The 21496-nt window shown below is 67.6% G+C and carries 27 protein-coding genes; 16 read left to right on the plus strand and 11 right to left on the minus strand.

From position 1 onward, the window contains the following. Nucleotides 1–11 precede the first annotated feature (11 nt). Nucleotides 12–1319, plus strand: coding sequence for a guanine deaminase (gene guaD, locus LXT13_RS02015; protein WP_233369934.1), 1308 nt, complete (start codon nucleotides 12–14; stop codon nucleotides 1317–1319). A gap of 99 nt (nucleotides 1320–1418) precedes the next feature. Then, nucleotides 1419–1610, plus strand: coding sequence for a hypothetical protein (locus LXT13_RS02020; protein ID WP_233369935.1), 192 nt, complete (start codon nucleotides 1419–1421; stop codon nucleotides 1608–1610). A gap of 14 nt (nucleotides 1611–1624) precedes the next feature. Here the strand turns inward: LXT13_RS02020 and LXT13_RS02025 are convergent, their stop codons facing one another. Then, nucleotides 1625–2179 carry an NUDIX hydrolase gene (locus LXT13_RS02025; protein ID WP_233369936.1) on the minus strand — a complete coding sequence of 185 codons (555 nt, stop codon included), beginning with the start codon at nucleotides 2177–2179 and terminating at the stop codon, nucleotides 1625–1627. A gap of 33 nt (nucleotides 2180–2212) precedes the next feature. On the opposite strand from LXT13_RS02025, the gene maiA reads away from it, so the two are divergent. Further along, nucleotides 2213–2848, plus strand: coding sequence for a maleylacetoacetate isomerase (gene maiA, locus LXT13_RS02030; RefSeq protein ID WP_233369937.1), 636 nt, complete (start codon nucleotides 2213–2215; stop codon nucleotides 2846–2848). Continuing rightward, the gene (locus LXT13_RS02035) at nucleotides 2838–3560 is read left to right on the plus strand and encodes a purine nucleoside phosphorylase YfiH/LACC1 family protein (protein ID WP_233369938.1); all 723 of its coding nucleotides are present in this window, start codon (nucleotides 2838–2840) and stop codon (nucleotides 3558–3560) included. The genes maiA and LXT13_RS02035 overlap by 11 nt, the downstream gene beginning before the upstream one ends. Here LXT13_RS02035 and LXT13_RS02040 read toward each other — a convergent pair. Then, nucleotides 3486–3749: a hypothetical protein gene (locus LXT13_RS02040; protein WP_233369939.1), complete on the minus strand. Its 264-nt coding sequence runs from the start codon at nucleotides 3747–3749 to the stop codon at nucleotides 3486–3488. The genes LXT13_RS02035 and LXT13_RS02040 overlap by 75 nt on opposite strands. A gap of 208 nt (nucleotides 3750–3957) precedes the next feature. On the opposite strand from LXT13_RS02040, the gene phaC reads away from it, so the two are divergent. From phaC to phbB, 3 genes are read left to right on the plus strand one after another with little or no spacing between them, the layout of a single operon-like run. Then, on the plus strand, nucleotides 3958–5571 hold the full coding sequence (gene phaC / locus LXT13_RS02045) for a class I poly(R)-hydroxyalkanoic acid synthase (RefSeq protein WP_233370307.1): 1614 nt from the start codon (nucleotides 3958–3960) through the stop codon (nucleotides 5569–5571). Nucleotides 5572–5592: 21 nt separating this feature from the next. Continuing rightward, nucleotides 5593–6777, plus strand: a complete 1185-nt coding sequence (locus LXT13_RS02050; protein ID WP_233369940.1) for an acetyl-CoA C-acetyltransferase — start codon at nucleotides 5593–5595, stop codon at nucleotides 6775–6777. A gap of 37 nt (nucleotides 6778–6814) precedes the next feature. Then, nucleotides 6815–7552 carry an acetoacetyl-CoA reductase gene (phbB, locus tag LXT13_RS02055; RefSeq protein ID WP_233369941.1) on the plus strand — a complete coding sequence of 246 codons (738 nt, stop codon included), beginning with the start codon at nucleotides 6815–6817 and terminating at the stop codon, nucleotides 7550–7552. A 74-nt stretch (nucleotides 7553–7626) separates the two neighbouring features. Here the strand turns inward: phbB and LXT13_RS02060 are convergent, their stop codons facing one another. The 9 genes from LXT13_RS02060 to LXT13_RS02100 all read right to left on the minus strand — a co-directional run bounded on the left by LXT13_RS02060 (nucleotide 7627) and on the right by LXT13_RS02100 (nucleotide 12531). Then, a complete protein-coding gene (locus LXT13_RS02060; RefSeq protein ID WP_233369942.1) occupies nucleotides 7627–8118 on the minus strand; it encodes a hypothetical protein in 492 nt (163 codons plus the stop codon). Nucleotides 8119–8252: 134 nt separating this feature from the next. Then, the gene (locus LXT13_RS02065; RefSeq protein ID WP_233369943.1) at nucleotides 8253–8726 is read right to left on the minus strand and encodes a DUF2269 family protein; all 474 of its coding nucleotides are present in this window, start codon (nucleotides 8724–8726) and stop codon (nucleotides 8253–8255) included. Beyond that, on the minus strand, nucleotides 8723–9088 hold the full coding sequence (locus tag LXT13_RS02070) for a DoxX-like family protein (RefSeq protein WP_233369944.1): 366 nt from the start codon (nucleotides 9086–9088) through the stop codon (nucleotides 8723–8725). Before LXT13_RS02070 ends, LXT13_RS02065 begins: the two co-directional genes overlap by 4 nt. Continuing rightward, nucleotides 9085–9903 carry an NAD-dependent epimerase/dehydratase family protein gene (locus LXT13_RS02075; RefSeq protein ID WP_233369945.1) on the minus strand — a complete coding sequence of 273 codons (819 nt, stop codon included), beginning with the start codon at nucleotides 9901–9903 and terminating at the stop codon, nucleotides 9085–9087. The genes LXT13_RS02070 and LXT13_RS02075 overlap by 4 nt, the downstream gene beginning before the upstream one ends. A 3-nt stretch (nucleotides 9904–9906) precedes the next feature. Then, nucleotides 9907–10272, minus strand: a complete 366-nt coding sequence (locus LXT13_RS02080; protein WP_233369946.1) for a hypothetical protein — start codon at nucleotides 10270–10272, stop codon at nucleotides 9907–9909. Nucleotides 10273–10293: 21 nt separating this feature from the next. Continuing rightward, a complete protein-coding gene (locus LXT13_RS02085) occupies nucleotides 10294–10716 on the minus strand; it encodes a thiol-disulfide oxidoreductase DCC family protein (RefSeq protein WP_233369947.1) in 423 nt (140 codons plus the stop codon). A gap of 65 nt (nucleotides 10717–10781) precedes the next feature. Further along, nucleotides 10782–11369 carry a GbsR/MarR family transcriptional regulator gene (locus LXT13_RS02090; protein ID WP_233369948.1) on the minus strand — a complete coding sequence of 196 codons (588 nt, stop codon included), beginning with the start codon at nucleotides 11367–11369 and terminating at the stop codon, nucleotides 10782–10784. Between the two features lie 133 nt (nucleotides 11370–11502). Continuing rightward, entirely contained in the window at nucleotides 11503–11847 is a 345-nt protein-coding gene (locus tag LXT13_RS02095) for a hypothetical protein (protein ID WP_233369949.1), read from the minus strand. Nucleotides 11848–12165: 318 nt separating this feature from the next. Then, entirely contained in the window at nucleotides 12166–12531 is a 366-nt protein-coding gene (locus tag LXT13_RS02100) for a hypothetical protein (RefSeq protein ID WP_233369950.1), read from the minus strand. A gap of 211 nt (nucleotides 12532–12742) precedes the next feature. On the opposite strand from LXT13_RS02100, the gene LXT13_RS02105 reads away from it, so the two are divergent. The 9 genes from LXT13_RS02105 (at nucleotide 12743) to glnL (ending at nucleotide 21470) form a co-directional block, all read left to right on the plus strand. Beyond that, a complete protein-coding gene (locus LXT13_RS02105; RefSeq protein ID WP_233369951.1) occupies nucleotides 12743–13555 on the plus strand; it encodes a TIGR00266 family protein in 813 nt (270 codons plus the stop codon). Nucleotides 13556–13660: 105 nt separating this feature from the next. Continuing rightward, nucleotides 13661–14647: a YncE family protein gene (locus tag LXT13_RS02110; RefSeq protein ID WP_233369952.1), complete on the plus strand. Its 987-nt coding sequence runs from the start codon at nucleotides 13661–13663 to the stop codon at nucleotides 14645–14647. A gap of 139 nt (nucleotides 14648–14786) precedes the next feature. Next, entirely contained in the window at nucleotides 14787–15563 is a 777-nt protein-coding gene (locus LXT13_RS02115) for a polysaccharide deacetylase family protein (RefSeq protein ID WP_233369953.1), read from the plus strand. Next, complete coding sequence (locus LXT13_RS02120; RefSeq protein ID WP_419964639.1) at nucleotides 15563–16537, plus strand: sterol desaturase family protein; 975 nt, start codon at nucleotides 15563–15565, stop codon at nucleotides 16535–16537. The genes LXT13_RS02115 and LXT13_RS02120 overlap by 1 nt, the downstream gene beginning before the upstream one ends. Beyond that, complete coding sequence (locus LXT13_RS02125; protein WP_233369955.1) at nucleotides 16537–17370, plus strand: EI24 domain-containing protein; 834 nt, start codon at nucleotides 16537–16539, stop codon at nucleotides 17368–17370. Before LXT13_RS02120 ends, LXT13_RS02125 begins: the two co-directional genes overlap by 1 nt. A 5-nt stretch (nucleotides 17371–17375) precedes the next feature. Then, on the plus strand, nucleotides 17376–18167 hold the full coding sequence (locus LXT13_RS02130; RefSeq protein ID WP_233369956.1) for a competence/damage-inducible protein A: 792 nt from the start codon (nucleotides 17376–17378) through the stop codon (nucleotides 18165–18167). A gap of 163 nt (nucleotides 18168–18330) precedes the next feature. Further along, nucleotides 18331–19746, plus strand: a complete 1416-nt coding sequence (gene glnA / locus LXT13_RS02135; protein WP_233369957.1) for a type I glutamate--ammonia ligase — start codon at nucleotides 18331–18333, stop codon at nucleotides 19744–19746. A 99-nt stretch (nucleotides 19747–19845) separates the two neighbouring features. After that, nucleotides 19846–20331 (plus strand): hypothetical protein, encoded by a 486-nt coding sequence (locus LXT13_RS02140; RefSeq protein WP_233369958.1) that lies wholly within the window; start codon nucleotides 19846–19848, stop codon nucleotides 20329–20331. Nucleotides 20332–20357: 26 nt separating this feature from the next. Further along, nucleotides 20358–21470, plus strand: a complete 1113-nt coding sequence (gene glnL / locus LXT13_RS02145; RefSeq protein WP_233369959.1) for a nitrogen regulation protein NR(II) — start codon at nucleotides 20358–20360, stop codon at nucleotides 21468–21470. Nucleotides 21471–21496 lie beyond the last annotated feature (26 nt).

Genomic DNA, 21496 nt, shown 5'->3' on the forward strand with positions numbered 1-21496 from the left:
AGAATCGCCCCATGAGTTTTACTGACCAGAAAAACTTCGCCGACAGCCCTCGCCGATGGGCGCTGCGCGGTGATCTGCTGGACTTCACCGCCGCACCGGCCTGGGGCGCAACCGAGTCGCCCGTGGTGCGCTACGACCGCGACCACTGGCTGCTTGTCGAGGACGGCCGCATCGTCGGGCGCCAGGCCGCCGAGCCGGATGCCAGCTGGGTGCGCAAGGACCATGCCGGGCAACTGGTGCTGCCGGGCTTCATCGACACGCACGTGCATTGCCCGCAGCTGGAGGTCATCGGTTCCTACGGCACGGAGCTGCTGGACTGGCTGGAGCGCTACACCTTCCCGAGCGAATGCGCCTTCGCGGACCCGGTGCGCAGCCAGGCCGGCGCCGAGGTATTCCTGGATGCGCTGGTGGGCGCCGGCACGACATCGGCCGTCGTCTTCGCGACCGTGCATAAGACCTCGGCCGAAGCGCTGTTCGACGCCGCGGCCCGGCGCGGCATGCGCCTCATCACCGGTAAGGTGCTGATGGACCGCCACGCGCCGGACGGCCTGCGTGACGACGTCGTGCAGGCCGAGCGCGACTGCCTGGACCTCATTGCACGCTATCACGGTCGCGAGCGGCTCGCGTATGCCGTCACCGTGCGCTTTGCGCCGACCAGCACGCACGCTCAGCTGGCCATGGCCGGTGGCTTGTGCCGGGCCGACGCCAGCCTCTACATGCAGACGCATGTGGCTGAGAATCGCGCCGAGGTCGCGTGGGTAGCCCAGCTCTTCCCGGAGGCGCGCAGCTACCTGGACGTCTACGAGCGCGCCGGCCTGCTTCACGAACGCGCCGTGCTGGCCCATGGCATCTGGCTGGACGACAAGGACAGGCGCCTCATCGACGCCCGTGGCGCGCAGGTGGCGCACAGCCCGTCGAGCAACCTGTTCCTCGGCAGCGGGCTGTTCGACTGGCGCGGCGCGCCTTTCAACGTCAGCCTCGCCTCGGACGTGGGCGGCGGCACGAGCTTGAGTCTGCCGCGCAACATGCTCGATGCGTACAAGATCCAGGCGCTGCGCGGCGAGCGGCTGACAGCCTGGACGGCGCTGCATGCTGCCACGCGCGGCGCGGCCGAGGCGCTTCGGCTGGGCGACGAGATTGGCGGCCTGTCCGTCGGGCAGATGGCCGACCTGTGCGTGTGGGACTGGGCGAAGGGGCCGGTCGCCGAGGTGCGCGACGCGGCGGCGCGCGAGCTGCATGAACGCGTTTTTGCGTGGATGACGCTGGCCGACGAGCGCAACCTGGCGGCCTGCTACGTGGCGGGCCAGCGGCGCGTCTGAGCGGCTGATGCCGCCGGATCGCCGCTTCGTCGCAAGCGGCGCGACGGCCCGGGCCGTGAGGCCTACCGTGGCGGCACTTGTCCTTCCTGGAGTGCCGTCATGCTCGGCTTTCTGCTCTGGTGCATCCTCTTCATCGTGTGCTGGCCGCTGGCCATCGGTGCGCTGCTGCTGTGGCCGCTGGTGTGGCTGATGCTGCTGCCGTTCCGGCTGCTGGGCATCGCGGTGGACGGCGCGTTCGCACTGCTGCGCGCCATCGTCATGCTGCCCGCGCGCGTGCTGGGCGGGCGCTGACGTCGCGCAGCCTCCTAGGCGATGTCGATCGCGTGCGGCCCGAAGCCCCGGCCTGCGCGCCGGTCGTCAAAGAAGCAGCGCAGCGTCTCGCGCGTCGTCTGGAACGCAATCTCTTCCCAGGGGATCTCGGCCTCGGCGAATAGCTGCGCCTCCAGTGACTCCGGCCCAGGGTCGAACTGCAACGAACGGAGCGTCGCCAGGTAGAACAGGTGCACCTGGCCCACGCGCACGACGTTCAGCAGTGTGAACAGCGGCCCCATCGCGATGTCCGCGCCGGCCTCCTCCTGCGTCTCGCGCAGCGCACCCTCTGCCGTCGTCTCGCCCAGTTCCATGAAGCCGGCCGGCAGCGTCCACAGGCCGTGGCGCGGCTCGATGGCGCGGCGACACAGCAGCACGCGGCCGTCGGCCTCCCATACGGGCAGCGTACCGACGACATTCAGCGGGTTCTGGTAATGCACCATGCCGCAGGCCGGGCACATCGCGCGCTCGCGGTTGTCGTCCGGCGGCACGCGGTAGTCGACGGGGCTGCCACAGTTGGAGCAGTGCTTGAAGCGGCTGAAGAGGGGCATCGCGGCAGTGTAGGGCGCGTCAAAATCGGCCGTATGAAGCTGCACAACTACTTTCGTTCGTCGGCCTCCTGGCGCGTGCGCATCGGCCTGGCGCTGAAGGGCCAGGCCTATGACTACGCCGCCATCCACCTGCAGAAGAACGAGCAGTTTGCCGAGCCGTTCTCCTCGCAGCAGGCCTCGCAGCTTGTGCCGGCGCTGGAGCTGGACGACGGCCGCTGGCTGAGCCAGTCGCTGGCCATCCTCGAATACCTCGACGAGACCCACCCTGAGCCGCCGCTGCTGCCGCGCGATGCGCTGGCTCGTGCGCAGGTGCGGGCGCTGGCGCAGGACATCGCCTGCGACCTGCATCCCATCAACAACCTGCGCGTGCTGCGCTACCTGAAGAGTGGCATGCAGCACACGCAGGACGACATCGACCGCTGGTACCGGCACTGGGTCGCCACGGGCCTGACGGTCGTCGAGCGGCGGCTGACGTCGATGGCCGGCACCTACTGCTTCGGCGACACGCCCGGCCTGGCCGACTGCCTGCTGGTGCCGCAGGTCTACAACGCGCAGCGCTTCGCCTGCCCGCTGGACGACTTTCCCATCGTGCGCCGCATCAACGACGCCTGCCTGGCGCTGCCGGCCTTCGCAAACACGCGGCCCGAGGCCTGTCCCGATGCCGCTTGACCCGCAGTGGCTGACGCCCGACTGGCCCGGTGTCACGGCGTTCATGACGACGCGTGGCGCGAACTACGGCCGCACGGCGGGCGGCGCGGCCGACGTCGCCCGCGACCGGACGGCCCTCGGGCCGGTGCTGGGTGCTCGGCCTGTCTTCCTGCACCAGGTGCATGGCGCCCGCGTCGTGCGGCTGCAGCGCGACTGGCACGACGACAACGCGCCGCAGGCCGATGCGGCGGTGTCCACCGACCCGGACCTGGCCGTCGCCATCCTTGTGGCCGACTGCCTGCCGGTGCTGCTCAGCGCGCCGGGCGGCGTGGCCGGCGCCCATGCAGGCTGGCGGGGGCTGGCGGCCGGCGTGCTGGAGAACACCGTGCGCGAGCTGTGCGACGCCGCCGGGTGCGAGCCGGGCGACGTGCAGGCCTGGCTGGGCGCCTGCATCGGTCCGGCGGCGTTCGAGGTCGGACCCGAGGTCGTGCAGGCCTTCGGTCGCGAGCCGCTGCAGCGCGACCAGCCGGGCTTTCTCTACCGGCCCAATCCAGCGCCGCGCTGGCGGGCCGACCTGCCACTGCTGGCTCGCGAGCGGTTGATGTCGGTCAATGTCACCCGAATCAGCGGCGGCCGCTGGTGCACGCTGACGGATGATTCATTCTTCTCGTTCCGGGGCGAGTCCCTGGGCCGGCCCCGTGGCCGCATGGCCGCCTGCATCAGCCTGCGCTGACGCCTCGGCCGCGCGCTGGCGCCGCCGGCGGCCCGGCGTGCCGAGGATGTAGAGCAGCAGGCCCAGCGGCAACACGCCATAGAGGACCAGCGTGATGAACGCGCCGAAGAGCGTGCCCTGCGGGCTCAAGGCCTCTGCAGCGGCCATCATCAACGCGACGTAGGCCCAGGCGATGGCGACGAGGTACATGGGGCTTGTGTCATAGGCGCGTCAGCGCCCGGGTTTACAACGGCAAGTGGTGGGTGCGGGATGTGGCAAGCTTATTGCAACGGAGCAAGGCAAGACCGACGACCACCGCGGCGACAGCGTTCCGAGGAGATTCATGGCCACCCGCAAGAAGAAGGACGAGGCGCCGCCGGCGCCCGACGCGCAACCCTTCGCAGAGCTCATCCAGCAGATGACGCACCTGCCGCAGATCTCGCCGACTGCACTGGCCGAGCTGCAGACCGACTACCTGAAGCAGGCCGCGGCCTTGTGGAATTCCGCCCTCGGCCAGAGTGAGGCGCCCACCGTCAATGACCGACGGTTCGCCGCGCCGGAATGGCGTTCCAATCCCGCAGCGAGTTTCCTCACACAGCTCTACCTGCTCAACGGCCGCACGCTTCAGCAGATGGCCTCGGCCGTCGAGGCCGACGACAAGACCAAGGCACGCATCAGGTTCGCGGTTCAGCAGTTCGTCGACGCGGCATCGCCCAGCAACTTCCTTGCGCTCAATCCCGAGGCGCAGAAGCTCGCGCTGGAGAGTCAGGGCGAGACTCTGGCGCGCGGCCTGCAGCATCTGTGGGGCGACGTGCAGCGTGGCCATGTGTCGCAGACGGACGAGCGCGCCTTCGAGGTCGGCAAGAACGTCGCGACGACCGCCGGCAGCGTGGTCTACGAGAACGCGCTGTTCCAGCTCATTGAGTACGCGCCGCTGACGCCGCAGGTCAAGGCCCGGCCGCTGGTCATGGTGCCGCCCTGCATCAACAAGTTCTACATCCTCGACCTGCAGCCGGACAATTCGCTGATCCGGTATGCCGTGGCCGAGGGCAACCGCACCTTCGTCGTCAGCTGGCGCAACCCGGACGATTCGGTCAAGCACCTGACCTGGGACGACTATGTCGAGACCGGGGTCATCGAGGCGCTGCGCGTTGCGCAGGAGATCAGCGGTCAGAAGCAGGTCAACACGCTGGGTTTCTGTGTCGGCGGCACGCTGCTGGCCACTGCGCTGGCGGTGCTGGCCGCACGCGGCGAACAGCCGGCGGCCAGCGTCACGTTGCTGACGACGCTGCTGGATTTCAGCGACAACGGCGTGCTGGACATCTTCGTCGATGAAGCCAGCGTGCGGCTGCGCGAGGCCACGCTGGGCGCCGAGTCGCCCAAGGGCCCGCAGCTGCTGCATGGCCAGGAGCTGGCCACGACCTTCAGCTTCCTGCGGCCCAACGACTTGGTGTGGAACTACGTCGTCGGCAACTACCTGAAGGGCGAGGCGCCGCCGGCCTTCGACCTGCTGTACTGGAACGGTGATTCCACAAACCTGCCGGGCCCGATGTACTGCTGGTACCTGCGGCACACCTACCTGCAGAATGAACTGAAGGAGCCGGGCAAACTGACCGTTTGCGGCGAGAAGGTGGATCTCGGTGCCATCAACGCGCCGGTCTACATCTACGGGTCGCGCGAGGACCACATCGTGCCCTGGCACGCGGCCTACCGCAGCACGCCGCTGCTCAAGGGCCGCAAGCGCTTCGTGCTGGGCGCGTCGGGCCATATCGCCGGCGTCATCAACCCGCCGGCCAAGCCCGGCAAGCCGGCCAAGCGCTGCCACTGGATCGGCAAGGGCACCACGCTGCCGGCCGACCCCGAAGCTTGGATGGCCGGTGCCGTCGAGCATGCCGGCAGCTGGTGGCCGGACTGGTCGGCGTGGCTGGCGGCCCTGGCCGGCGAGCCCAAGCCCGCGCCCAAGGTACCCGGCAACCGCAAGTACAAGGTCATCGAACCCGCGCCCGGCCGCTACGTCAAAGTCAAAGCCTGATCACTTCAAAGGAGACATACCATGAGCCAACAAGACATCGTCATCGTCGCTGCCGCACGCACCGCCATCGGCAAGTTCGGTGGCACGCTCGCCAAAACGCCCGCCAGCGAACTCGGCGCGGCCGTCATCCAGGACCTGCTGCGCCGCACGGGCCTCGCGAGCGACCAGGTCAACGAGGTCATCCTGGGCCAGGTGCTAACGGCCGGTGTGGGCCAGAACCCCGCGCGGCAGGCCGTCATCAAGGCCGGTCTGCCGCAGGCCGTGCCGGCGATGACGATCAATAAGGTCTGCGGGTCCGGCCTGAAGGCCGTGATGCTGGCCGCGCAGGCCATCCGTGACGGCGACAGCGACATCGTCATCGCCGGCGGCCAGGAGAGCATGAGCATGAGCCCGCACGTGCTGCCCAACTCGCGCGACGGTCAGCGCATGGGCGACTGGAAGCTCGTCGACACGATGGTCAACGACGGCCTGTGGGACGTCTACAACCAGTACCACATGGGCATCACGGCCGAGAACGTGGCCAAGAAGTACGGCATCACCCGCGAGCAGCAGGACGCACTGGCGCTGGGCTCACAGCAGAAGGCTGTCGCCGCGCAGGATGCCGGTCGCTTCAAGGACGAGATCGTGCCGTTCACGATCCCGCAGAAGAAGGGCGACCCGGTCGTCTTCGCGGCCGACGAGTTCATCAACCGCAAGACCAACGCCGAGGCGCTGGCCGGCCTTCGTCCCGCCTTCGACAAGGCAGGCAGCGTGACGGCCGGCAACGCGTCGGGCCTGAACGACGGTGCTGCCGGCGTGGTGGTGATGACGGCCGCCAAGGCTGCGGCGCTTGGTCTCACGCCGCTGGCGCGCATCGCGTCCTACGCGTCTGCCGGCCTGGACCCGGCCTACATGGGCATGGGCCCGGTGCCCGCGGCGCGCAAGGCGCTGGAGCGCGCCGGCTGGAAGTCGGCCGACCTGGACCTGCTCGAAATCAACGAAGCGTTCGCGGCCCAGGCCTGCGCCGTCCACAACGAGATGGGCTGGGACATGAGCAAGGTCAACGTCAATGGCGGCGCCATCGCGCTGGGCCACCCCATCGGCGCCAGCGGCTGCCGCGTGCTCGTCACGCTGCTGCACGAGATGGTCAAGCGCGACGCCAGGAAGGGCATCGCGTCGCTGTGCATCGGCGGCGGCATGGGTGTCGCCCTGACTGTAGAACGCTGAACTCAATATTCACCACTGCAACCACAAGGAGACATCCATGAGCCAAAAGATTGCCTACGTCACGGGCGGCATGGGCGGCATCGGGACCGCGATCTGCCATCGCCTGGCCAAAGGCGGCTTCAAGGTCATCGCCGGTTGCGGTCCGAGCCGCGACTACCAGAAGTGGCTCGATGAGCAAAAGGCCCTGGGCTACACGTTCTACGCGTCGGTGGGCAACGTCGCCGACTGGGATTCGACCGTCGAGGCTTTCCAGAAGGCCATCGCCGAACATGGCTCGATCGACGTGCTGGTCAACAACGCCGGCATCACGCGCGACCGCATGTTCCTGAAGATGACGCCCGAGGACTGGAAGGCCGTCATCGACACGAACCTGAACTCCATGTTCAACGTGACCAAGCAGGTTGTGCCGGGCATGGTGGAGAAGGGCTGGGGCCGAATCATCCAGATCTCGTCGGTCAACGGCGAGAAGGGCCAGGCCGGCCAGACGAACTACTCGGCCGCGAAGGCCGGCATGCACGGTTTCACGATGGCACTGGCGCAGGAACTGGCAGCCAAGGGCGTGACGGTCAATACCGTCAGCCCGGGCTACATCGGCACGGACATGGTCAGGGCGATCAAGCCCGAGATCCTCGAGAAGATCGTCGCGACCATTCCGGTCAAGCGGCTGGGCACGCCGGAAGAAATCGGCTCCGTCGTCGCGTGGCTGGCCGGCGAGGACAGTGGCTTCACGACCGGCGCGGACTTCTCCTGCAACGGCGGATTGCACATGGGCTGACGCCTTCCGGGCGTCGCTTTTAGAGCCGGCGGCCCGACGGGCCGGCCGGCTCTTCTGTTTTCAGTGCGCCTGTTTCAGTGCGGGCCGGACGAGCCGGCGCGCGCATGCTGCACCTGCCCAGCACGCTGCGCGAGGATGGGCAACTGGCGCAGCGTCGGGCGCGGCCCCTGGGGCGCGGCCGCCACGCCGCGCGCGGCCGCGTGCGGGCGGCGCTGCCACTGGTCCAGCGCGTCCATGACGCGCTCCCACGCGCGCTGGTCGTAGACGACAGCCGCAAACAGGTTGGCTTGGCAGGGCTGCTGCCGCACCGCGGAGGCGACGAGATCCCGGAGCGGGCCGGCCGCCACCTTCACGCAGCTGCGCAGGTCGCGGAAGGCGGCGCCAACCGGGTGGAACAACACGCCCCGTTGCAGCTCCGCAGCCTTGCGCGAGGATGAGATGACCATCCGCGTGAAGATGCGAGCACGGCCGTCGCCCAGCAGTTCGACGCAGAACTCGCGTCGCCAGCCGGTCAAGGCCTGAACCTGGGTCAGGGCGGGCAGGGTGGAGTCGATCTGGATGTCCATGACGTCCAGTGTGGTCGCATGACCGCCCGTTGGACAGCGCTTCTGTATCGCGATGCTTCCTGTACTCGGTCGCCGATGCATCACGACACAAATGCGTGAAACAGCGGTCCAGCGCTGACTTCTCGCAACGCTCGTCAACCCAGCGCCGGCTTGTTCACCATCAGGAAGAACACCGCCAGCATGGCCGCGAACGCCGGATAGCCCAGCAGTTCCCAGCGCCGTTGCCACACGCCATAGCGTGGCGACAGCGGGCGAGCCTCGCGCAGCGCGGCCTCGACCTCCCGGGCCATCTTCAGCTGCAGCGCCAGCACCGGCAGCCAGCAGGCACCGGCCGCCAGATACAGACCGATCGAGGCTGCCAACCAGGGTGTCGACAGCGGCCAGCCGGCGCTGTGCGCCAGCCAGGCGCCGCTGAGCGGCTGCACGATGACGGCCGGCGTCGTGAACCACAGGTCCGCCCGCACGACCAGCCGTGCGACGACGGCGCGCGCCTCCAGGCTGGGCGTGCGGTTGGCAAAGAACAGGTAGAAGGCCGACCCAAAGCCGGTACCGACCAGCAGCACGCTGGACAAGACGTGCAGCCATTTGACGAAGAGGTAGACATTCATGCGCAAGGTTCCCTTCGGTCGAGCATTGCTAGCAGCGCCAGTACGGGCCCGTTCTTCAGCAGCGCGCCGAACGGGTCCAGCCACAGCGTCGGCAGCAGCGCGGTGGCTAGCACCGTCATGCCGATGACGCCGGCAGCGGCGAGCCGGTAGGTGAGGCGGCGGGGGCGCAGCAGCAGCGCCAGACCGATCAGCGCATCCCAGGCGCTACCCAGCAGCACCACAGCCAGTGCGGCGCCTGCACTCATGCCGGTGGCTTGGCGCAGCATTGCGCAGCCGGCCGCGCCGCCGTCATGCAGGCTGGCGGCGACGGTGCCCCACCACAGCGCGACGAGCGATTTGCGGGCCAGGCAATCGGCGTTCATGCCCAGGCGCCTTCCATGGCGCCGCGCAGCGGGCGACCCAGCGGCGACGTAGCGGGCGACTCGGCGCTGTCGTGGGCCAGCAGGTCCAGCGCGGTACTGCACCAGGGGCCTAATGCGACGAGGTCACCCAGTCGGGCGGAGGCACGTGTCAGCGCAGCGGGCAGCTCGATATGCCGCGCCGGCCCATTCCCGCGTGCTGCGCGCCGGCGCGCGATCCACTCGGCCACCGTCGCTGCCTCCGGGCCGACGGCCGTCCACGACGCAGGCGGTTGCGGCGACGTCAGCACGGCGACGATGCCGGCCGCCAGGTCCTCCACACGGATAGGCTGCACGCGGCAGCGCGCCACCTCGGCTGGCAGCGGCAGCCACGGCAGGCGGGCCAGCAGCTCCAGCATGCGGCTGCTGGCGCCGCCCACGCCGACGACGAGGCTGGGCCGCACGATGCAGGCCCGGCCGGCCAGCGCCACGTCGCCAGCGTGCTTGCTGCGTGCATAGGTGCTGACGCCGCCGCAGAGTGCCGACACGTGCACGAAGCACGGGATGCCTTCGGCCTCGCAGGCGTCCGCCAGGGCGGCTGGCGCTCGATGGTGCAGCAGGTCCAGCAGGTCGGCGACACCGCCTTGCTGGTCGCGCAGGCAGCCGGCTGCGTAGACGACGCCTTGGATGCCGGTGAGCGTGGCCCGCCAGGTATCGGATCGGTCCCAGGCCGTCACCGGGCTCGGCCGGACGCGCACCGGCTCATGGCCGGCCGTGGCGAGCGCCTGGCAGATCTCGCGGCCGATGAAGCCGCCGGCGCCAACGACGAGGACTCGCATGGCTCAGACCTCCGTGCCGGCGGCCGGTGCGGCCGGCCGGGCGAGCCGCTGCTGGACCGGCGCCCAGACGCGGCGCGTGATGACGGCGATGCTGACGAAGCAGCCTGCGGCCGCCAGCCACAGCGCGCGGTGAATGGCGTCCAGCAGCGTGCCGTGGAAGTCGCCGAACGTCAGTGCCAGCACGAGGGTGCCGGCGATGGCCAGCACGTAGGCACTGCGGACCCAGAACTGCGCGCCGGCCCTGCCGGGCAGCGGCGCCATGCACAACGAGTCCAGCACGACGAGCAGGATGGGCTGCAGGTACCAGATGGCGACGACCGGGCCAAGGACGGCGATGACGAGGGTGAGGGCGAAATTCAGCTCGGACATAGGGCTCTCCTGGGGTTGGAATCAGTGACGGCGGCAGGCGCCGTCGGGTGCGCATTGACCGGTGTGCAGGTGTGCCGCCTGTAGTAGCCAGCGTGGCAGTCGATAGCGGTGCGCGGCCAGCCACTCGTACGTCGGCACGGCCAGCCAGGCGATGACGGGCTGCGATAGCGCGGCGGCAATACGCCGGTGGCCGGTCGCCGCGTAGGCTGCCTGCACGGCCGGCACGCCGATGAGCCAGCGGCCGTCCGGCTGCCGCACATGCAGCCTTGCCATCAGCGCGGCCATCGTGACGCCCAGCGCCGCCGCGTCGAAGTCGGGCTCCGAGATGTCGATGAAGTGCAGCAGCCCGGCGTCGTTACGGCGCATCAGCAGGCCCATCTCGCTGCGGCACAGTGGGCAGGCGCCGTCGTAATAGACCGTTTGGACAAGATGGCTTGCGTTCATGGCGGTTATTTCTGTAAATAGAGAAATCTAGGGGCAAAAGAAGGGGCGTCGGTCCGCCCGGCGGATCACCCCATGGGTGGCAGAGGCGGGGTGACCGGGAAGACGCTGGGCGCCGCGGTGTCGGCCGCGTCGGCCGGACGTACGAAACGCTGCACCTGCGCGCCCAGCCGCAGGATCTTCTCGAGCGTCGCGGGCGACAGCCGTAGCATCTCGTCGCTCCAACTGCCCAGCGTCTGCATGAAGTCCAACGTGCTGCGCAGCCGGTCCTGCAGCGCCGGCGACTCCCGGTCCAGCGCAGGGTCGGCGGCGAGTGCCTTCAACAGTGCGACGGTGGGGTCGAACTCGCGTTCCTTGCGCTCGCGCACGATGATGCGGAACAGCTCCCACACATCGCCCGAGGTCTCGTAGTAGTCGCGCCGGTCACCCAGCATATGGGTCGCGCGGATGAGCCGCCAGTTCAGCAGCTCCTTCAGACTGTTGCTGACGTTGGAGCGGGCCAGCGCCAGCGTGTCGGCGATGTCCTCGGCGTGCAGCGGCTGGCCGTGAACGTAGAGCAGCGCGTGGATCTGCGCGACGCTGCGGTTCACGCCCCAGTTCGTGCCCATCTCCCCCCAGTGGACGATGAAGCGGCGGCTGATGTCGGTGAGTTCCATGGCTCGCAGCCTACTTAATCTGAAATTTCTGTCAACAGAGAATTTGAGTGGCAAATGGGCTCCGTGCAGGTGGCCGCCGCGTCTCGACCAGCGATGACTCCACTGACGCACGCGCCGCCGGGGCGCGTATCGGCTACGAACGCGCAGTCGGTCGGAGCGCCGCAGTTCGCAGCCGACAGAACACCTGGGCGGAATGAATCGTGCTGCTGCCCAGGGCTTCGATGCCCTCATGGACGCAGCCCTGCGCATCGCGAACGCACAGACAGGCCAGGCCCGGTGGTAAGCCGTTCAGCAGCCAGTACAGGCCGATCACCTCGCCTTCAGCGCCTACGAGGTCAACGAGTGCGACATCGGCCTCCGGCTCGTCGCGTGCCAGGGCAGCTGCGAAGGCGCTCTCCAAGCGATCAGCGATGGGCCGCATGGCTGGTATTCCTGCAAACGGCGCGAGCTCGGCGTCGAAGAGCCTCAGCGTGGCCATGGGACGCCCTCCTTGGCGGCCGGCGCCGCCAGCAGCGCCACGACGTGATAGCTGTAACCAGATTGCGGCCTCAGCCGGGGCCGTTGCTCCCGGCAGAAGCCGCTGCCGACCACCTCTCCCGAGCGGTCATGCGTCATCTCCCAATAGAAGCCTGCTTCGGCGCACCGCGCGCCGAAGCAGGCGCGGTCTCGAACTGACTTGGCATGGCAACTCCGTGTCGTGGGAAGGGCGGGTGCCGGAATGCAGCCGCTCCTGGTCACAAATACGTAGTTCGATGTGTGCGGCGGCCATCCAAGTTAGGGATCAGGCACGAATCAATCAGCTCAGGGCGGCTTGATCGAGACGCATGACGGCGAAGCGGTAAGAAATGGCTCGCTCGCCTGCACGGCTGCGTCCATCGCCAGCCGCGAACGAGGGCCTTCGGCCGATTCTGTTGAAAAACTCGGCGCGCCGGCCTTGATGCACTTTTCCAGGGGTGCTCAGACCATCCCCGAGGGGGCGATCGTTGATCCTGGATCGATCTGAGCGGTCGAACTTTCTCCGGCAGCGTGCGCGCGATCGCAGATCGAGTTTTTCAACAGAATCGGCCACTTGCAGATGGTCGCCGACGTCAAGTCGCAGGTGGGCTGGACGTGGCGTCCAAGTCGACGTCAACGCCAGCATTTGGGCGGCGAGGTCGAGCAAGCGTTGGACCACTACGGGCCGGACCCAGTCATGCCCTGCTGTATGCGATAACGGGCAAGCAGTCGTCGGCTTGCGCTGAATGTTTCCGCACTGGCTGACGGCCTTTGGCGGCGATAGGCGCGCCCCCAAACCACCCCGCGTCGCCACCAGCTGACCGGCAAGCCTTCTTCTTGCCTATCATGCGGCCCGTTTTTGTAGCCGGGAGTGCCTCATGGCCATGGATGTAGTCGACTTCGAGATCAAGGGTTCTGAGATGCAGTTCGTCGAGATCGAGCTCGATCCCGGCGAGGCGGCCATCGGCGAGGCCGGGTCGATGTTCTTCATGGACTCGGCCATCGGCATGGATGCCGTTTTCGGCGACGGTTCGGCCAGCCAGGGTGGCTTTCTCGGCAAGTTGCTGGGTGCGGGCAAGCGGCTGCTCACTGGCGAGTCGCTGTTCACGACCGTGTACACCAACCACGGCAGCGGCAAGCAGCGCGTGGCTTTCGCCGCGCCCTACCCGGGCAAGATCATCCCGATGGACCTGCGCCAGCTCGGCGGCACGCTGATCTGCCAGAAGGACGCCTTCCTCTGCGCGGCGCGCGGCGTGAGCCTCGGCATCGCTTTCCAGCAGAAGCTGTCGGCCGGCTTCTTCGGCGGTGAGGGTTTCATCATGGAGCGGCTGGACGGCGACGGCATGGCCTTCGTGCATGCCGGCGGCACCATCGTGCGCCGCAGCCTGCAGCCGGGCCAGACGCTGCTGGTGGACACGGGCTGCGTGGTGGCCTACACGCCGAGCGTAAATTTCGAGATCCAGTACGTCGGCAAGATCAAGACGGCGCTGTTCGGTGGCGAGGGCCTGTTCCTGGCCAAGCTGACCGGCCCCGGCGAGGTCTGGCTGCAGAGCCTTCCGTTCTCGCGCCTGGCCTCGCGCATCTTCGCGGCGGCACCGCAGAACGGCGGCCACAAGGAAGAGGGCTCGGTGCTCGGCGGCTTCGCGGCCGGCGGCCTGCTCGGGGGCATCCTGGGCGGCGACGACGAGTGAGCTCGCGGGCAGGTTGACATGGGTCAGCCCTCGCTCAGGCACGCTCGGTAAACTGGCGCAGAGCAGGGCGGCAACGGGCCGCCCTTTTTTCGTCGGAGATCCGGGATGTTGCGCAGTTTGACGGTGGCCTTGGCATGGTTGGTGGCTCTGGGAGCCCAGGCCCAGACAGCGCGTCCTCCGGTCTTCGTGCTGAACTCGCTGGACGCCGACATCGCCGTCGTCGACCCGGTGACCTTCAAGGTCACCAAGCGCATCCCCACGGGCAAAGAGCCGCATCACCTGTACATGTCGCCCGACGAGAAGTCCGTCATCGTCGCCAACGCATTGGGCGATTCGCTGACCTTCCTGGACCCGCGCACGGCCGAGGTCCAGCGCGTCGTGCGCGGCATCTCCGACCCCTACCACCTGCGTTTCTCGCCGGACATGAAGTGGTTCGTCACCGCTTCCAACCGGCTGGATCGCGTGGACATCTACCGCTGGCAGGGCAGCACGGCGGCCGAGCCGCTGCAGCTCGTCAAGCGCATCCCGGCGCCCAAGACGCCCAGCCACCTGAACATCGACACGAAGAGCACGACGCTCTACGCCAGCCTGCAGGACAGCGACGAGCTGCTGGCCATCGACCTGGCGACGCAGACGGTGAAGTGGAAGACCACCGTCGGCAAGATGCCCGCCGACATCTACCTGACGGCTGACGACCGCTTCATCCTCGTGGGGCTGACGGGCGACAAGGCCGTCGAGGTGTGGGACGTCAGCGGCGCGGCGCCGAAGTTCGTCAAGCGCATCGCCACCGGCGACGGCGCCCACTCCTTCCGCGCCTGGGGCGACAAGCGCCATGTGCTCGTGTCCAACCGCGCTGGCAACACGATCAGCAAGATTGACACTGCGACGATGAGTGTCGTCGACCAGTTCCCCGGCCCCTCGGGCCCGGATGACATGGAGCTGCTGACCGACGGCAAGACACTACTTGTCACGTCGCGCTGGGCCGGCAAGCTGACCGAGATCGACACGACCACGCGCAAGGTGGTGCGCCAGGTCAAGGTCGGCAAGTCTCCGCACGGCATTTGGACGCTCGACCACAAACCCAGGCTGTGAGTGTGACGCGCCTCGTCCAAGGAGTACCTTGGCCTGTCCCCCGCGGGGACGGCGATGCTTGCCGGGTCGAACGGCAAGCACATCGCCGTCGTGGGCTGGCTTGGGAGCGGCCCGGCTCTTGCCCCGAAAAGAGCGAGACATGAGAGCGTGGCTGTTAGCGCTGGCGGTCACGACGGCCGCAGCGCAGCCGGCTTGCGACAAGCCGGTCTACCTGACGTTCGATACCGGCCACATGGGGGTGGCGCCGCTGATCGCTGAGACGCTCAAGAAGCACAACGCGAAGGCGACATTCTTCCTCGCGAACGAACCGACGCAGACCGGCGGAACGACGCTGGACGAGACCTGGGCGCCGTGGTGGCGCGAGCGCGTAGCCGAGGGGCATGACTTCGGCTCGCACACATGGGACCACGACGTGTTCCTGGAGGACCTGCCGGATGCCGAGGCCAAGGTCGCGCGCTTCAAGGTGCGGACGCAGGCCGGCGTCAACCCGCCGGTCGTGCGCGAAGTGACGGCCGAGCAATACTGCGCGAGCTTGAAGAAGGTCAGCGAGCGCTTCACCGCGATGACCGGCCGCCCCCTGGACCCGATCTTCCGTGCGCCCGCAGGCCGCACGTCTGCCGCGTTGCTGAACACGGCTCGAGCCTGCGGCTTCACCCACGTGGGCTGGAGCCGCGCGGGCTTCCTGGGCGACGAATTGCCCAGCCAGACCTTCCCGAACGCGCAGCTGCTGGAGAAGGCGCTGCGCGACATCAAGCCGGGCGACATCCTGATGGCCCACCTGGGCATCTGGGAGCGCCAAGACCCCTGGGCGCCTGCGGTGCTGGAGCCGCTGCTGACCGGCCTGGAGCAGCGCGGCCTATGCTTCGCACCGCTGCACGACCACCCCCGCTACGCTCCACTTTTCAAGAAGCCGTGATCGACTGGATCTCCAACGCCTTCGACACCCTGCAACTGCTGCTGTACGAGAACGTCGTGCAGCCCATTGTCTTCGGCCTGGGATTCGGCAACCTGCTGGAAGACGCGTTCGACGCGACCGGCTGGTTGCTGTGGGGCCTCATCCAGATCGCCGTGCTGCTGCTGGGCATCGGCCTGCTGGAGCGCCGCTGGCCCGTGGAGCCAGTGACCGACCGCGCGGCCGTGCGCACCGACGTCGTCTACACGCTGATCCACCGACTGGGCCTCGTGCGCCTCGTGATGTTCTTCAGCATCCAGCCGCTGTGGGATGGCATCGCCGGCCAGCTGCGGCTGGCGGGCCTGCCGACCTGGCAGATCGACGGCCTGTGGCCCGGCGTGACCGACGTCGCCTGGGTGAGCTTCCTTGTCTATCTCGTCGTCTTCGACTTCGTGAACTACTGGCTGCACCGCGCGCAGCATCAGTTCAACTGGTGGTGGGCGTTGCACAGCCTGCATCACAGCCAGCGCCAGATGACGATGTGGAGCGACAACCGCGTCCACCTGCTGGACGATGTGCTGATGGCCACCGTCTTCGCGCTGCTGGCGCGGCTGATCGGCGTGGAGCCGGGCCAGTTCATTGCCATCACGGTCATCACGCAGCTGCACGAGAGCCTGCAGCACGCCAACGCGCGCATCCATTTCGGCCGCTGGGGCGAGCGGCTTTTGATCAGCCCTCGCTTCCACCGCCGCCACCACAGCATCGGCATCGGTCACGAGACGAACGGGCGCGGCACGCTGGGCGGCCACAACTTCGGCGTGCTGTTGCCGCTGTGGGACCAGCTCTTCGGGACCGCCGATTTCCAGCACCGCTTCGACGCCACCGGCGTGCGCGACCAACTGCCCGAGGAGGGCGGACACGACTACGGTCGCGGCTTCTGGCGCCAGCAGTGGTTGGGCCTGACGCGCCTGGCTGCTTCCTTCCGAAAGGTCGTCTGATGCAAGGGCTTGCCGATGCCTTCTGGCGCGCCGTCGCCTACTGCCTGCACCCCCGCGTCATCGGCCTATCGTTGCTGCCGCTGGTGATCTCCGGCGTGGCCGTGTTCGGCTTCATGTTCTTCTTCTGGGAGTCTGCCGTTGCCAGCGTGCGGGCGACGCTGGAGAGCTGGATGCTCGTCGAGAGCCTGCTTCACTGGCTGGACTCCTTCGGACTGCAGGCCTTCCGCAGCGCGCTGGCGGCCATCGTCGTGCTGGCCGGTGTGCTGCCGGTTGTCATCCTGCTGAGCCTGCTGCTGGTGGCACTGTGCATGACGCCGGCCATCGTGCGGCTCGTCGCCGAGCGGCGCTTCCCGGGCCTGGAGAAGAAGCATGGCGGCACGCTGGCGCAGAGCCTCGCAGCGTCGCTGGGCGCCACGTTGCTGGCGCTGGTGCTGATCGCACTGTCGATGCCGCTGTGGCTGATTCCGCCGCTGGTCATGGTGCTGCCGCCGCTGATCTGGGGCTGGCTGACCTACCGCGTCTTCGGCTTCGACGTGCTGGCCGAACATGCCTCGGCCGACGAACGCCGCGCGCTGTTGAAGCGGCATCGCCTGCCGATGCTGGCGATGGGCGTCGTCTGCGGTTACCTGGGCGCCGTGCCCTCGCTGATCTGGGCTGTCTCCGGCGTCGCGGGCATCATCTTCGCGCCGTTCACCATCCTCGTGGCGATCTGGCTCTACACGCTGGTGTTCGCCTTCTCCACGGCCTGGTTCACGCACTACGCACTCGCCGCGCTGCAGGCGCAGCGGGCGGCGGAGCCGGTCTTCGTTTCTGAAGTTCTTCCTGGGGCCTGAAGCGCATGCAAGTCGGACTGTTGATCATTGGCGACGAAATCCTGTCCGGCAAACGCAAGGATTCGCACCTCGCCAAATACATAGAGCTGCTGGGCGAGCGCGGCATGCAACTGGCCTGGGCGCAGTACCTGGGCGATGACCGCGAGTTGCTGACGGCCAAGCTGCGCGAGGCCTTCGCCAGCGGCGACCTGGTCGTCAGCTGCGGCGGCATCGGCGCCACGCCCGACGACCACACCCGCCAGGCCGCCGCCGCCGCGCTCGGCCGGCCGCTGGCACTGCATGCCGAGGCGCGCGAGCTGATCTGGCAACGCGTGCAGCAGATGGCTGCCGACCAGGGCACGACGGCCGACCCCGACCACCCCGACACCCTTCGTCGTTTCGAGATGGGCGTTTTCCCCGAGGGCGCCGGCATCGTCCCGAATCCGTACAACAAGATCCCCGGCTTCTTCGTCGGCGACGTGCATTTCGTGCCTGGTTTTCCGGTCATGGCCCATCCGATGATGGCCTGGGTGCTGGACCGCTATCCGCAACTGCACCGTGAACGCGGCGTCGTCGAGCGGTCGTTCATCGTGCAGGGTGCCATGGAAGCGAGCCTGACGCCGCTGATGGAAGCGGTCGAGGCCGAGTTCGGCGGCATCAAGGTGTTCAGCCTGCCGAGCGTGGACCACCCCCAGTGGGGGCGCTGCATTGAGCTCGGCGTCAAGGGCGATGCCGCGCAAATGACGCCGGCCTACGATGCGCTGAAACGGGGCGTGATCCAGTTTGGTGCCAACATAAGCACCGAGTTGGTGCGATAGTTTTTGTGGCGTCTTTCCCAGTCAACACATAATCCCCGGCCGTCAGCGCACTACCCATGTCGGTGCATGTTGGCATGCAACCTGCTTTAATTTCCGCCGAGGTCGCGGGCGCTGTTGGCGCACGCGACAGCAACCACCCCCCTCGATCCGCTAGGAGCTATTGATGGCCAAGACCGTCGCCGATGTGATGAACATGGTGAAGGAGAACGAAGTCAAGTTCGTCGACTTCCGCTTCACCGATACCCGTGGCAAGGAGCAGCACGTCTCCGTGCCCGTGTCCGCTTTTGACGAAGACAAGTTCGCGTCGGGTCACGCCTTCGACGGTTCCTCGATCGCCGGCTGGAAGGGCATCGAAGCTTCGGACATGCTGCTCATGCCCGATCCGAACACGGCCAACATCGACCCGTTCTTCGAAGAGCCCACGCTGATCCTGTCGTGCGACGTCATCGACCCGACCGACGGCAAGGCCTATGAGCGCGATCCCCGCTCGCTGGCCAAGCGCGCCGAGGCCTACCTGAAGTCCTCGGGCCTTGGCGACACCGCCTACTTCGGTCCGGAACCCGAGTTCTTCGTGTTCGACAGCGTCCGCTGGGGCAACGAGATGTCCGGTTCGTTCTTCAAGATCGAGTCGGAAGAAGGCGCCTGGAACAGCGCCAAGGAATACGAACACGGCAACAGCGGCTACCGTCCCACCGTCAAGGGTGGCTACTTCCCCGTGCCCCCGGTCGACAGCGGCCAGGACATGCGTTCGGAGATGTGCCTGATCCTCGAGCAGATGGGCATCCCCGTCGAAGTCCATCACCACGAGGTGGCCAACGCGGGTCAAATGGAAATCGGCACCAAGTTCAGCTCGCTGGTTGAGCGCGCTGACTGGCTGCAACTGCAGAAGTACATCATCGCGAACGTCGCCCATGCCTACGGCAAGACCGCGACCTTCATGCCCAAGCCCCTGGTCGGCGACAACGGCTCCGGCATGCACGTGCACCAGTCGGTCTGGAAGGACGGCAAGAACCTGTTCGCCGGCGACGGTTATGCAGGCCTGTCCGACTTCGCGCTGTACTACATCGGCGGCATCATCAAGCACGCCCGTGCGCTGAACGCGATCACCAACCCCGGCACCAACAGCTACAAGCGCCTGGTGCCTGGCTTCGAAGCCCCGGTGAAGCTGGCCTACTCGGCCAAGAACCGCTCGGCCTCGATCCGCATTCCGTACGTCAGCAACCCGAAGGGCCGCCGCATCGAGGCGCGCTTCCCGGACCCGTCGGCCAACCCCTACCTGGCCTTCAGCGCGCTGCTGATGGCCGGCCTGGACGGCGTGGAGAACAAGATCCATCCGGGCGAAGCCGCCACGAAGGACCTGTACCACCTGCCGCCGGAAGAAGACGCGAAGATCCCGACCGTCTGCCACAGCCTGGATCAAGCGCTGGACTACCTGGACAAGGACCGGGCGTTCCTGACCAAGGGTGGCGTGTTCACCGACAGCTATATCGATGCCTACATCGAGCTGAAGATGCAGGAAGTGACGCGCTTCCGCATGGCCACGCACCCGGTCGAGTTCGACATGTACTACGCGCTGTGATGAACGCAGGCAGCTTCACCGCTGCCGCTGTCATCCCCACCGAAGGGGGCCGCTGCCGCGGCCCCTTTTTCTTGGGCCGGCGTGAGACACAATCCCCGCATGAATCGACTGCTGGCATCGTGGCTCATGGTCCTCGTGGCGGGCGCGCAGGCGCAGGGCACCGTCTACCGCTGCCCCGGGCCGCCGGTGCTCTACACCGACGCGTTGTCGGCCAAGGAGGCCAGCGAGCGCGGCTGCCGCACGATCGAGGGCACGCCCATCACGGTGCTGCAGACGGCCAAGCCGCGCGCCGCCGGGTCGGCGCCGGCGGCCGACGGAGCGCGTGGTGCTGAGAGCCGCGTCGATGCCGGCCAGCAGCGCGTTCGCGACGACGAGCGCCGTCGCGTATTGCAGACCGAGCTGCGTGCCGCCGAAGAGCGTCTGGCCAGTGCGCAGAAGGAATTCAACAACGGCCAGGGCGAGCGTCGCGGCGACGAGCGCAACTACCAGAAGTACCTCGACCGCATGGCCGAGCTCAAGGACAACGTGGCTCGCTACGAGGCCGATGTTCAGGCCCTCAAGCGCGAGATTTCCAAACTCCCGTAACCGTCGGCATGGTGCCGACGCGTGCCATGACTGACATCCCCCTGCTGCCGGCCGAATTCGCCGGTCTGGACCTGCTGGCGACGATGGTCGTCGTCGTCAGTGCCAGCGGCGAATGCCTGTTCGCCAACGCGTCCTTCGAGAACGTCATGCGGCTGTCACGCCGCACCGTCCAGAAGGCCCATCTGCCCGACTGGTTCGAGGACCCGGAGCGTCTGCTCGAGACGCTGGCCGGCGTGGCTGCCAACCAGTACTCCAGCAGCCGTTTCGACGCCGTGCTGCGGCGTGGCGCGTGGGCCCACGAGGAAGGCCTGCCGGTGCATGTCGTCGTGTCGCAGATGGACGCCGACGGAGAGGGCGCGCCACGCGTGCTTGTCGAACTCATCGAAATCGCCCAGCTCGCGCGGCAGGACCGTGACGAGCGCAATCTGGACCAGGTGCAGGCTACCAAGGAGCTGACCCGCAACCTGGCTCACGAGATCAAGAACCCGCTGGGCGGCATCCGTGGCGCTGCACAGTTGCTGGCGCTTGAGCTGCAGGGCGGCCAGGTTGGCGAGGGCGGTGCCGAGCTGACCGAGTACACCGAGGTCATCGTCCACGAGGTCGACCGGCTGCAAAGCCTCGTCGATCGCCTGCTCGCGCCGCACCGCCGGGCGCAGGTGGTCGGCGACGTCAACATCCACGAGATCTGCGAGCGCGTGCGGTCGCTCGTGCTCATCGAGCATCCGCGCGGGCTGGACATCCTGCGCGACTACGACACCTCGTTGCCCGACTTCCGCGGCGACCGCGAGCAGCTGATCCAGATGGTGCTCAACATAGTGCAGAACGCGGCGCAGGTGTTGAGTTCGCGCATCGCTGCCGGTGATGCGCAGATCGTGCTGCGCACGCGAGTGGCCCGACAGGTGACCATTGGCAAGCAGCGCTGGCGACTGGCACTGGAATTGCATGTCGAGGACAACGGTCCGGGCGTCCCTGCCGAGATCCGGGACCGCATCTTCTTTCCCCTGGTCTCAGGCAGGGAGGGCGGTTCGGGACTCGGCCTCACGCTCGCTCAGACGATCGCCCAGCAACACCAGGGCATGATCGATTGCGAGAGCGAACCGGGCCTGACGAATTTCAGAATCACGCTGCCGCTGCCCTAGACCCACGAGGCGAAGGGCGCGACGAA

The sequence above is a fragment of the Pelomonas cellulosilytica genome (assembly GCF_021353265.1).
GTDB lineage: Bacteria > Pseudomonadota > Gammaproteobacteria > Burkholderiales > Burkholderiaceae_C > Pelomonas > Pelomonas cellulosilytica.